The organism is Nitrospinota bacterium (assembly GCA_027619975.1).
Classification (GTDB): domain Bacteria; phylum Nitrospinota; class Nitrospinia; order Nitrospinales; family VA-1; genus JADFGI01.
The window spans coordinates 20,687-32,577 of the sequence record JAQCGX010000016.1; the positions used below are offsets into that span (position 1 = coordinate 20,687).

The 11,891-nt window shown below is 44.8% G+C and carries 11 protein-coding genes, 1 pseudogene and 1 riboswitch; all 12 genes and pseudogenes read left to right on the forward strand.

The genetic code is table 11. The annotated features are described in order from the left end of the window. Window positions 1-47 precede the first annotated feature (47 nt). Window positions 48-557: pseudogene (cobU, locus tag O3C58_07315) on the forward strand (bifunctional adenosylcobinamide kinase/adenosylcobinamide-phosphate guanylyltransferase). After that, a complete protein-coding gene (gene bluB / locus O3C58_07320) occupies window positions 537-1,292 on the forward strand; it encodes a 5,6-dimethylbenzimidazole synthase (protein ID MDA0691662.1) in 756 nt (251 codons plus the stop codon). The pseudogene cobU and the gene bluB overlap by 21 nt, the downstream one beginning before the upstream one ends. Beyond that, the gene (gene cobD / locus O3C58_07325; GenBank protein MDA0691663.1) at window positions 1,289-2,452 is read left to right on the forward strand and encodes a threonine-phosphate decarboxylase CobD; all 1,164 of its coding nucleotides are present in this window, start codon (window positions 1,289-1,291) and stop codon (window positions 2,450-2,452) included. The genes bluB and cobD overlap by 4 nt, the downstream gene beginning before the upstream one ends. Window positions 2,453-2,467: 15 nt before the next feature. Further along, window positions 2,468-3,418: an adenosylcobinamide-phosphate synthase CbiB gene (gene cbiB / locus O3C58_07330; protein MDA0691664.1), complete on the forward strand. Its 951-nt coding sequence runs from the start codon at window positions 2,468-2,470 to the stop codon at window positions 3,416-3,418. Between the two features lie 13 nt (window positions 3,419-3,431). Continuing rightward, window positions 3,432-3,608, forward strand: a riboswitch (cobalamin riboswitch). Further along, window positions 3,591-5,504: a TonB-dependent receptor gene (locus O3C58_07335; GenBank protein ID MDA0691665.1), complete on the forward strand. Its 1,914-nt coding sequence runs from the start codon at window positions 3,591-3,593 to the stop codon at window positions 5,502-5,504. (Overlaps the previous riboswitch by 18 nt.) Window positions 5,505-5,519: 15 nt before the next feature. Continuing rightward, window positions 5,520-6,107: a hypothetical protein gene (locus O3C58_07340; protein MDA0691666.1), complete on the forward strand. Its 588-nt coding sequence runs from the start codon at window positions 5,520-5,522 to the stop codon at window positions 6,105-6,107. 10 nt (window positions 6,108-6,117) lie between these two features. Beyond that, entirely contained in the window at window positions 6,118-7,527 is a 1,410-nt protein-coding gene (locus O3C58_07345; protein ID MDA0691667.1) for a cobyrinate a,c-diamide synthase, read from the forward strand. Between the two features lie 8 nt (window positions 7,528-7,535). After that, a complete protein-coding gene (gene cobO / locus O3C58_07350) occupies window positions 7,536-8,090 on the forward strand; it encodes a cob(I)yrinic acid a,c-diamide adenosyltransferase (protein ID MDA0691668.1) in 555 nt (184 codons plus the stop codon). Window positions 8,091-9,009: 919 nt separating this feature from the next. Next, window positions 9,010-9,594: an energy transducer TonB gene (locus O3C58_07355; protein MDA0691669.1), complete on the forward strand. Its 585-nt coding sequence runs from the start codon at window positions 9,010-9,012 to the stop codon at window positions 9,592-9,594. After that, entirely contained in the window at window positions 9,591-10,316 is a 726-nt protein-coding gene (locus O3C58_07360) for a hypothetical protein (GenBank protein MDA0691670.1), read from the forward strand. The genes O3C58_07355 and O3C58_07360 overlap by 4 nt, the downstream gene beginning before the upstream one ends. A 12-nt stretch (window positions 10,317-10,328) precedes the next feature. Then, a complete protein-coding gene (locus tag O3C58_07365) occupies window positions 10,329-10,724 on the forward strand; it encodes a cytochrome c (protein ID MDA0691671.1) in 396 nt (131 codons plus the stop codon). Between the two features lie 3 nt (window positions 10,725-10,727). Further along, window positions 10,728-11,792, forward strand: coding sequence for a nicotinate-nucleotide--dimethylbenzimidazole phosphoribosyltransferase (gene cobT / locus O3C58_07370; protein ID MDA0691672.1), 1,065 nt, complete (start codon window positions 10,728-10,730; stop codon window positions 11,790-11,792). Window positions 11,793-11,891 lie beyond the last annotated feature (99 nt).

Below are 11,891 nucleotides of genomic sequence, written 5' to 3' on the forward strand. Positions count from 1 at the left end.
GACGTACAAAATAGGATTGAATCGTACCTACCTTAAAGGGTTTAGTCATGCTGAAGAAAAATATTCTTATCACTGGAGGCTGTCGGAGCGGCAAAAGCCGGCAGGCTCTGTCCATTGCGGATAAGTTCTCCGGTCGTAAAGTATTCATTGCCACCGCTGAGCCGCTGGACGATGAAATGAAAGAACGTATAACAAAGCATCAACAGGAACGCGGAAAAGACTGGATCACCCAGGAAGGCCCCCTCGATCCCGGTGCAATTATAAAGCGGGAAGGCAAAAAAGCCGCAATCATCGTCATGGACTGTCTGACTCTATGGGTCAGCAATATGATGATGAAAAATATGGATCGGACCTCCATCCTGGAAAAAATGGAAGAGCTTATTACAGAATGCACGCGCGCTCATTGCACGGTCATTCTAATCACCAATGAAGTGGGTGCCGGAATCGTTCCGGACAATAACCTCAGCCGAAGTTTTCGCGACATTGCCGGAGAAGCCAATCAAATCGCCGCATCTAAATTCGATCAGGTCGTGCACATGGTTTCAGGAATTCCAGTGACCATCAAATCCACATCGGGCGATACCGCCGAAAAACTTGCAGATGAATCAGCCCATGAATTTTCACCTCAGAAAAAGCAGGGTCTGTATGAAGCGATTTATAAAAGAAGGGATATCCGCCATTTCAATTCCAGTCCCATCGACCCCGCTGTGTTGGGAAGAATTCTGGATGCGGCGCACCACGCCGGGTCGGTCGGATTCATGCAACCCTGGAATTTTTTGATCATTAATGATCAAAAACTAAAAGAGAAGGTCGCTTCCAATTTTAAAAATGCCAGCGCCACAGCCGCGAAAAAATTTTCTGGAGACCGGCAACAACTTTACAAGTCCTTAAAATTAGATGGGATACTGGACTCCCCAATCAACATCTGCGTCACCTGCGACAGCACCCGATTTGGCCCAAACGTTTTAGGGCGGGACACCATCAAGGAAACGGACCTTTTCAGCACTTGCTGTGCTATTCAAAATCTGTGGCTGGCGGCACGCGCTGAAGGCATGGCGGTGGGATGGGTTAGTATCTTATCTCAGGAACAGTTGAAAAAGGATCTAGAAATTCCCGATCACGTTTTCCCTGTCGCCTATCTGTGCCTGGGACATACGGATGAGTTTTATAAAGAACCCATGCTGGAAACAGCTGGATGGGCCAATAGAACGCCTCTTGACAGCCTCATTTACTACAACAAATGGAAGGGAAGCCCGAAAGGGTTCTCTGTCCAAATACCGCCTCAATCATGAAAACTGTAATCAACAACCGGTCCATAGATGCCAACTTGGATGAGACGGCAGGAGTTGAGGATCACTTTATGCACGCACCTCATGGGGGCAACCTGACAGCAGCGACCCGGACGACAGGTTTGGAACGGAGTGATCTTCTCGATTTCAGCGTCAACATCAACCCTCTGGGTCCTCCCAACTGTGTGCGGGATATCTGTTCTCAATCGCTGGACTTTCTCAAGGAATATCCAGATCCTCATTACGGAGAATTGAAAAAAAATTTAGCCGATGCTACAGGCGTATCGCCTGACTGGATCACTGTGGGAAATGGGTCGACGGAATTGATCTATCTACTGCCTCACTTAATAAACCGTGGCAAGGAAGTTCTCATAGCGGCTCCCTGTTTCTCCGAGTACGAACGAGCTTTCCAACAAGCCGGAATTTCAGTGCGCCACTTTAATCTGGACCCGGCCAATGGGTTTTCATTGCCCATAGACAAATTTCTTTTCCACCTCAAACAATATCCTGATTTAGGCGGCATTGTCATTGGGCATCCCAACAACCCGACAGGGACTCTATTGGATGAAGAATCTTTTAAAACACTCAGTAAGTTCTGTGCACGACAGGGGATTTTTCTATTTATTGATGAAACGTTTATAGATTTTTCCACTCCAGACAAGTCGTTTTTAAAATATAGCGCAGCAAACAAGTATTTAATATTAATACACTCGATGACTAAATTCTATTCGCTTCCCGGCCTTCGCCTGGGATACGGAATAATGCATCCAGAGCGGGTCAGAAAAATTGAGGCGCACCAGCCTCCATGGTCCGTCAACGGCTTGGCCCAGGCGGTTGGTTCGGCTCTTACTCAGGACAAAATATTTTCGGAGCAATCAAGAAATTATATCCAGCTGGAAAATGATTTCTTATATGAAAATTTAAAAGAAATAACTGCTATCGAAGTATTTGCATCAGACGCAAATTTTATTCTCTTCCGCTTACCTGGAGAAAACGAAACTCAGGCCAAACACTTTTTTGAGACTCTCTTATTTCAAGGGATTGTGTTAAGAAATTGCGGAAATTTTATCGGGCTGGATCAAAGCTTCTTTCGCCTCGCGGTAAGGAATAGAAAGGACAATCAATTATTACTATCCCGAGTGCACGAATACTTTCAACTCTAAGGGGCATGAAATTTCATGGATTTGTCTGTCCAGATCCTTTTGGCATTTATCATGGATCTTTTGATTGGAGACCCCAAGGGTTATCCGCACCCGGTCAGGATCATAGGTTTCATTGCTAAACGCCTGGAAGAGCACACGCGAGAAATATTTTCAAATCAGATCGCAGCGGGAGCGGTGACGACAGCAACCGTGGTTTGCGGAACATATATTTTTGTATGGAGTTTACTTTGGGGGTTACAAAGCATTCACCCAACTGCTGAAACAGCGGGATCGATTTTTTTAATATACACCTGTATTTCAGTGCGAAGTTTATACGATGAAAGTCGTCCGATTTTTCGCCATTTAGATACAGGCTGCATTGATCTTGCGCGAATGAGCCTGGCAAGAATCGTCGGACGGGACACGGCGAATTTAAATAATAAGGAAATATCAAGAGCCACCGTTGAAACCATTGCCGAAAGCACCGTGGACGGAATCATCGCGCCATTATTTTTTGCCTGTCTGGGGGGTGCGCCCTTAGCCCTGGCATACAAAGCGGTGAACACATTGGACTCCATGTTCGGATACAGGAACGAAACCTATATCCATTTTGGAAAGGTTCCGGCCCGGCTGGATGATGCGGCGAACTGGCTCCCAGCCCGGCTGGGCGGATTGTTCATGGCGATCGGAGCTGGACTCTGTGGCTTTAATGGCAAGCGTTCCTGGAATACAGTCAAACGCGATGGGGCCAACCATTTAAGTCCAAACTCTGGCATACCGGAGGCGGCAATGGCCGGGGCTTTGGGCATCCAATTGGGGGGAAACAGTTTTTACAACAATCAATTGGTCGAAAAACCCTATATAGGCAGCGCAGAAAACGAAATCAACGCAATGGATATTATTCACAGTCACAAGATCATGTTTGCCTCTGCCGTTTTAAGTCTGCTGGCGTTAATTATTTTCAGGAGTTTTATCGAAAACATTTAAAAACATTTTTAGTTGTAGAAAATTTAACCAAACACGTTCCAGTTTAAGGGAAGCCCGGTGAAATTCCGGCACTGTCCCGCAACTGTAAAGGGAACGAAAACCGCATTAGTGCCACTTTCTAGCCGGAGGGGAAGGCGCGGTGAGTAGGACGCCCTAAGTCAGAAAACCTTGCTTGAACGTAATTTTAAAATCCTTCGAGAGAAAAGGAATCCTTTTGCATCGCACATATTTGCGCGTTACCTCATTATTTTGTCTTTTACTAATTTTTTCAGGCACCGCAACAGTTCATGCGGCAGACGATACTGTGGAGTTAAAAACTTTATCGGTAACCACCACCAAATCATTGACTGCAGTTGAAGATATCCCTTCTTCCTTAACCATTATTTCGGAGAAAGAAATAAAAAAGAAACAGTATATTAATGTACTGAGCATTCTTAGAGAAGAACTTGGAATGGAGGTGGTTCAATCGGGGCCCTTGGGAACAGCGACAAGCGTTTTCATACGGGGAGCCGGGTCAAACTCCACACTGGTTCTCATTGATGGAGTGCAAGTCAATAGCAACACGACGGGGGCTTTTAGTTTTTCCGATCTCACTACCGATAATATTGAAAAAATTGAAATTCTTCGAGGACCTCAAAGCACCCTTTGGGGGGCGGACGCCGTGGGTGGTGTCGTCAATATCATCACCAAGCGCGGAAAAGGAAAACCCACGCATTCGTTTTCATTTGAAGGAGGCAGTTTCGGCACTTTCAAGGAAACCTTAAACAGTGGGGGCGATCTTGATTTTATCGACTATTCTGTTTCCGTTTCGCGCACAGACAGCGAGGGTTTCTCCGCCGCTAATGAAAGCCGGGGAAACTCAGAAAACGATGGCTATGAAAATACCACCGTGTCCACCCGGTTTGGCCGCAACTTTTTGGATGATGGACGAGTGGATTTCATCGGGCGCTTTACAAGAGGAATTGTAGAGTTTGATGCATTCGGTTTCGTAGATGAAAAAGGGTTTAGTAAAACCGATTCTTTTTACATGGCACTCCCCATTCAAAAAGGGCTTTCCAGCAAATGGGATCTTAAAATTAACCCCACATATGCATATGAATTTCTAAAAACTCTTGACCCTGGAGGGTCTACAAAAAGTTCCCACATTTTCAATCGAACTTACGGGGTGGATGTTCAAAATAATGTAGAACTGAACAAGTACTTTTCAACAACCTTTGGGTTTGAGCATGAAGTCCGAAACGGAGTCAATGAGTCAAGTGCTTTGCGTAGAACCATTAAGAATAATGGGTTCTATCTTCAACTCCAAGGTCGGTACGGCAAGCGGATCACTGCGACGGCGGGATTCCGTCATGATATCAATTCAGTATTCGAAGACCCTACAACCAGAAAGTTTGAGGCCGCCTACCGCATTCTTGAAACAAATACGAGAATTCGAGGTGCTTATGCTACGGGTTTTCGCGCTCCCACCCTTAACGAGCTGTTCTTTCCTGACTTTGGAACGCCTTCATTGAAACCGGAAAAAAGTAAAAGTTGGGAAGTAGGTCTGGATCAAAATCTACTGGACGATAAAGTAAAAATCGGTATTACCTACTTTCATGTGAATTTTGAAAACCTCATCCAAACTGTCGATTTGGGAGGATATGTTTACCGTGCACAAAATGTTGCTAAAGCCACGACAGAAGGTGTGGAAACTTACCTCAATATTATTTTACCGAAAAACTTCAGGCTTTCCTCCAATTACACCTGGCTGAAAGCAAGAGATGACGATGGAGCGCCCCTGATCCGCCGTGCCGAGCATAATTTTTCCGCTAACTTGACCCACACTTGGAAAGAAAAGCTGGAAACATTGTTGGGGGTACGGGTACGAAGCAATACCCATTCAAACAGTACCGGAACTAACAGAACCGGCGGCTTCACAACCATGCGTGCCGCAGTCAGCTATAAGGTCAACAAACATTTAAAATTGACTGCTAGAGGAGAAAATCTTTTTGACAAGGAATATGAAGAAAACTTTGGATTTGGAACTGCCGGTATATCCGGTTATGGCGGGTTCACCTGGTACTTCAACCCTGCGTCCAACAATTAAATAATGAGGAAAGTCATGAATTCTAATACATCCTTTAAACTAAAACTCCTATTAGGATTGATTGTTTTAATGGTTTTGACGCGCTACATCCATTTTCGTCCACTCGGTCTCCCAAGTGCGACGTTGGCAATCTTCTTCATTGCCGGTATCTATCTGAGGGAATATATTTTCCCGGCATTGTTAATAGGTTGCGCGGGTCTCATCGATTATTTTTCCGTCCAGAGAGAGCCCGCCTGGTGCATTACGTCGGCCTATGGCTTTTTAATCCCAACTTATCTGGCGTTGTGGTTTGGAGGACGGAGATTTCAAACCCTTGAAATCACCCAATGGAACCAGGCGGCTTCAATGGCCATCACTTTAGCGATTTGCACCACTCTAGCTTTCGTGATTTCCAACGGAAGCTTTTACGCGCTTTCCGGTCATGAGGTTTATGAAAGTATGAATTTCATGGAATACGCTCAAAGGCAAATTTCCCGGTTTCCTGGTTATCTGATGAAGCCCTTCCTTTATGTGAGCATTGGTTCTGCGCTTCTATATAAAGGGTGGTTGGAGCAGTTTATCAAATCAAGTTCAGCACGAACTTCTTTGGATATTTCTAAATAAGGTTTTCTTCATGACATTCCCTCATCAAAATGTTAAAGGCCTCATCATCGCCGGAACCCAATCCGATATTGGAAAGACTTCGGTTACCTTAGGCTTGATGCGTCTTTTGACCCGTAGAGGGCTTAACGTCAGTCCGTTTAAAGTTGGCCCGGATTATATTGATCCGGGCCATCATTCCCGTGCATGCGGACGACCCAGCTACAACCTGGATTCAGTCATGTGTCCTCCGAAATACGTTCGCAATCTTTTTTCCGAAGTTTCCCGAAAATCAGATATTGCGATTGCAGAAGGCGTGATGGGACTGTTTGATGGAGCCTCTCCAATTAAGGACAAAGGCTCCACCGCCGAAATAGCAAAACTCACAGGACTCCCAATTATTTTGATTTTCAATGGAGAGGCAACGGCACGTTCTGCGGCGGCTCTGGTCCAGGGATTCGTCAATTTTGATCCAGCGCTAAATTTTTTAGGAGTGATCGCTAACCGGGTCAACCACCCCGGACACGCAAATATAATAAAGGCCGCCATAGAGAAATACACCACAACCAAATTCCTGGGATATTTACCTAATAATCCAGAGTTGACCCTGCCTTCCCGGCATTTAGGTCTATTTCAAAGTCATGAACAACAGGATAGTTTGTACGACAAATGGGCCGACCATTTAGAACAACATTTCAATATCCCAAAAATTCTAAAATCTATTAATGCATCTAAAAAAAAACCCATTAGAGAAATTTTAAATCCGGTTCCCCGTTGGACAGGCAAACAAGCAAAAAAAACATTTAAAGTCGCCGTTGCCAGGGACGAGGCGTTTGCATTCTGTTATCAGGATACATTGGATGTTATCTCTCATTATGGAGGTGAGATTCATTTTTTTTCCCCCATAAAAGACAGACAGTTGCCCAAGAATTGTGACTGGGTTTACCTTCCCGGTGGCTATCCAGAACTGCACCTCAAAAAGCTGAGTGCAAACAAAGCCATGATTCAATGCATAAGGGATTTTGGAAATTCCAGGAAAGTAATCGTCGGCGAATGCGGCGGCCTGATGTATTTGGGAAAAAGTATCCTGGATGAAAAAAATCACTCGTTCCCAATGGTTGGTCTTTTTGATTTTTCAACAACCATGAATCCGAAAAAATTGACCCTGGGTTATCGCATTCTAAGTTTTAAACAAAAGAAAGAAATAAAAAAAGATTTGCTCATGAAAGGGCATGAATTTCATTATTCCAGTTTCGTTAATAATAACGAAACGCCTCGTATGCAATATTTAAATGGCAAAAAGAATGTCGAAGTTAAGGATGGCTATGTTTACAAAAATTGTTTCGCATTTTACTCCCATATTTATATGGGAAGTTCCACCGAGTGGTTGAAATACATATTAAATAAAGTTGAATCCAGCTCAATAAAAGAACCCAATTTATAGATATATTTATGAGAAAAATGCCTGCTTCAGACAAACGAAAAAGAAAAGGATTGATTATCGTCAATACGGGGGATGGTAAGGGAAAATCCACTGCAGCTTTTGGAATTGCTCTTCGAGCCGCAGGCAACAAAATGAACGTTTTCATCATGCAATTTATGAAGGGGAAATGGAAAGCGGGAGAAAAAAAATCGTTCGACCTTTTGAAACCCAACGTTGAAATGGTTTCAATGGGTGATGGCTTCACCTGGGACACTGAAAATCCTGAACAAGATCGAGAAACAGCTCGAAAGGCATGGGAAATTGCTTCTGAAAAATTGAATAGCGGGAAGTATAAAATGGTGATTCTGGACGAAATCAATTATGTCCTGCATTATAATTTTCTTCCCCACAAGCTATTTATCGAAGCTCTCAAAAATAAACCCGCCGATGTCCATGTCGTTTGTACAGGACGAAACGCACCGGAGGAGCTGATTGAAATTGCTGATTTGGTGACAGAAATGCGCTGCATAAAGCATCCTTTCAAGGAACAGGGAATTCCTGCACAAAAAGGTATAGAATTTTAAAAATTCAAGAACTGAGAAAGCACTTTTAAAACAAATTATGAACCTCACGGTATTTAAAAAATATTTTAAGGCCCACCCTCTTATACACACCATCGCCCTCTCGGCGACAGTGCATTTAATAGCCTTTTATTTTTTTCCCACCTGGGACAGCCCTTCCAAACTTGACAAAGACAATTTGATCAAAATAAAATATGTTTTGGAGAAAAAAATACCCTCTGAGGAGAAAGTTTCCCCAGAATCCAAAAAAATAGTTGAGCTAAAGAAGGTTGCGCCGCCCCCCACACACACAATGGTTAGCCCCAACCGAATACCGAAGTCTGCTATAATAAAAAGCACAGAAGTTTTTCCACTCTCCCATTCTGCAAAAAGAAACCCTGTGCCGATTCGCAACTCAGAGAAACTATTGCAACCTGTGAATACGATTCTAAAACAAACTCCTGTTAATCACCCGGTTGCGGAATATAAGAGGACGACCCCGCTCGAGATTTCTCAGGCAATTCTACCGTCTCCCCGCATGATCCGGGAGGCCCATCCGAACCAGAACACACCCGTCCCTTTGACGCAACTGGCGATGCAGTCGAAGGATACGAATGATTCATTAATTAAACACTTCCAAAACAAATCTTTTCAGCCCGTTCCAAGGTTAATAAAGTCTTCCGCTTCCACTAAAGCAGCTTCCCTTAATTCAACCGTTCAAGCGAAAAGTTTTACGGAAGTGAAGTATGAAAGTTCTCAAAAATTCACTTCCCTCGCTTCAGCCCAATTAAATATTGAAAATAGTTTCCTGCTAAAAACTACAGCCATCCAAAAACCTTTACCTGTTACGCTTGTTGGAATGCCAACAACCCATCAACCGGTAGCTGGAATAAATAGTGTGTCTATTGCAGGGATACCAAACCCATCGACTGCCCTCAAGGTAATGAAACCGCAAGTCTTGAATAAGCCGTGGCAAGCAGTGGGAACCCAGGCGCGGGCTTCAAAAAGTTTAGACTCGGAATCAGTCGCTCACTACCAGCCTTCAATTCCGATCGCCGCAAGCAATTTTTCCTCGCCGTTACAAAGCACCCGTCTTCTAAAGGAAGCCTTCATTCCTCCCGGTTTTTCCGAAGAAAAGCTCAACCAGGATGAAGAGGTTAGTACCAGGCCAATTGAAAAGCTGGCCCGCCTCAGTGACGGAATCAGTGACCTTTCGTCTGCGTTGTTGAACCAAATTAAAAATGGGTTTTCCGCAAAGATTAGGAACCGGATCGCCCAGGTAAAATATTACCCGCGCATTGCCCGCAGTCGGGGGTTCGAGGGACAACCCGTGGTCGCGTTTACCTTGGGAAACGGAGGAGAACTGTTGGAACTTTCTATTGTGAACCCTTCCCCTTTTAAACTGTTGGATGAGGCCGCTCTGGACGCCGTTAAATCCGCGAGCCCCTATCCCCCAATCCCAGAACTTCTAAAAATAAATTCCATGAAATTCAACTTACCGATTTCCTTTATGCTGGAGGAGCGATGAAATCTAAAATACAGATTACATTTTTCTTATTGCTGACGATTTTTACATCCAGCGCCTATGGCGAAATTCTTCAGATCGACGGTGATTTTGATGGCAAATTGGACCAATGGCACGAAATGTCCCAGGAAGGGAAATTGGTCAAAATTGAATACGACACCAATGGCGACGGAAAACTGGATCAGGTCGATATTTATGAGGGCCATAAAAAACCCGTCCTTGCCAAACTGGATCGCAATTTTGATGGAACGCTGGATCAGTTCCAATTTTATACCAAGGAGTTCACCTTGGAGCGGATCGAAAAAGATTCAAAGTTCAACGGTAAGGTGGACAGGAAAGAATTTTTCGATTCAAATCAAAAAATATCCCGCATTGAAATAGATGAAAATCAGGATGGCAATATGGATATTTTTCAATTTTTTAATGATAACGAAAGTTTGGTTCGGATAGAGTATGATTCCAGCCATAGCGGTAAAATCGATCGTTGGGAATATTTTGCAGGAGAAAAATTGCTTCAGTCCGCCGCTTTCGATTCCAATGAAGACGGAAAACAGGATCAATGGCAATACTTTAAGGATTCCACGAAACCGGAAAAGGTTGAGTATGACACCAACTTTGACGGGAAGGCTGATCGCTTGGAATACTTTGAACCTGACGGCGGGCTGGTGCGTGTGGAGCTGGACAGAAATTACGACGGCATAACAGACTTGATCAAACGCAAATAACGGGAGTTGATAATGACAGTTTTTCGGGGGTTGATCTATTTTTTGATTCTATTCATTGCCTCCTGCGCGCCACAAGCCACCAAAGAGGTTCCGGCTGAGTTTCAACCAGGGCAGAAAATTTTCCATAAAGTTTGTTCCAATTGTCATGGGCCCGACGCTATGGGCAAGCACACCGAGGCCCCCCGGCTCATTGATGTTGAATATATTCAGGAAAGTTTTTCCGATGCTGATATTTTCCAAACCGTCGTTGCAGGTGACAATAAAATGCCTTCGCAAAGAAGCAAGGTATCGGATGAGGAAATAAAAGAAATCATCAAATACCTTCGTTACTCTCAGAAAGCTGCAAATCTCGTTGCTGAGGACGAAGGTGATGAAGAAAAAACCTTAGAAGAAGAGAGCCCTCAGTAATTCATGCCAGCATCGATCCAGAAAACCCTGGACCAAATCCTGCCTGTTGACGTCAGCGACCTGGATAAAGCCCAAAGACGGCTGGACTCCCTGACAAAGCCTCCGGGAAGCCTGGGACGACTGGAAGAACTGGCTCGTCGATATGTCGCCATCAAAGGCATCGACTCTCCCTCAATTACAAAGAAATGTGTTTTTATTTTTGCTGCGGATCATGGCATTGCCAAGGCAGGAGTCAGCGCCTATCCGCCTGAAGTGACGGCGCAAATGGTACAGAATTTTTTGCAAGGCGGCGCCGCCATTAATGTTCTGGCCAAACACGTCTCTGCAGAAATTGTGGTCGTCGATATCGGAGTGAACTTCGATTTTCAGAACTGCCCCGGATTGACTCACAAAAAAATCGCTCCCGGCACGAAAGACATGTCTGCGGGGCCCGCTATGACCCGCCAGCAGGCGGAAGAGGCATTGCAGACAGGAATTGAGCTGGCACAAGATTCGGCGGACAAAGGAACGGATGTTATCGCTTCTGGGGATATGGGAATCGGCAACACCACCCCCGCCGCCGCCATCATGTCCGTCTATGGCAACAAAACACCCCGGCAGGTTGCCGGAAACGGTACGGGCATTGATTCGGCGACCCTTGAAAAAAAGATCCACCTGATTGAACAGGCCATCAAAATAAACCATCCCAATGCAAAGGACCCCATTGACGTTCTTGCCAAGTTGGGCGGATTCGAAATCGCAGGAATCGCCGGACTCATTCTTGGCGCCGCATCCAAAAGGACTCCCGTCATCATCGACGGGCTGATTTCAGGAGCCGCCGCCATCATCGCCTATAAGCTGAATCCCATCGTTAAAGACTATATCTTCACCTCCCACCGATCCCAGGAACCCGGCCACGAGATTTTATTTCACCTGCTGGATCAACCGCCATTGTTTGATTTCGGCATGAGACTGGGAGAAGGAACCGGGGCCGTTTTAGCCATGAGCATCCTGGATGCCTCCATCAAAATCTATTCGCAAATGGCTACCTTTGAGGAAGCGGGGGTCTCCTCCAAAGTCGATTCTTGATAACAAGGTAATAATTCGGCCTTTCCTTGACACCAACCCCGTTTTTAGCTAAATTTGTTGGTTATATTCAAATTTCCTATTTTATTTCACCACTTCAAT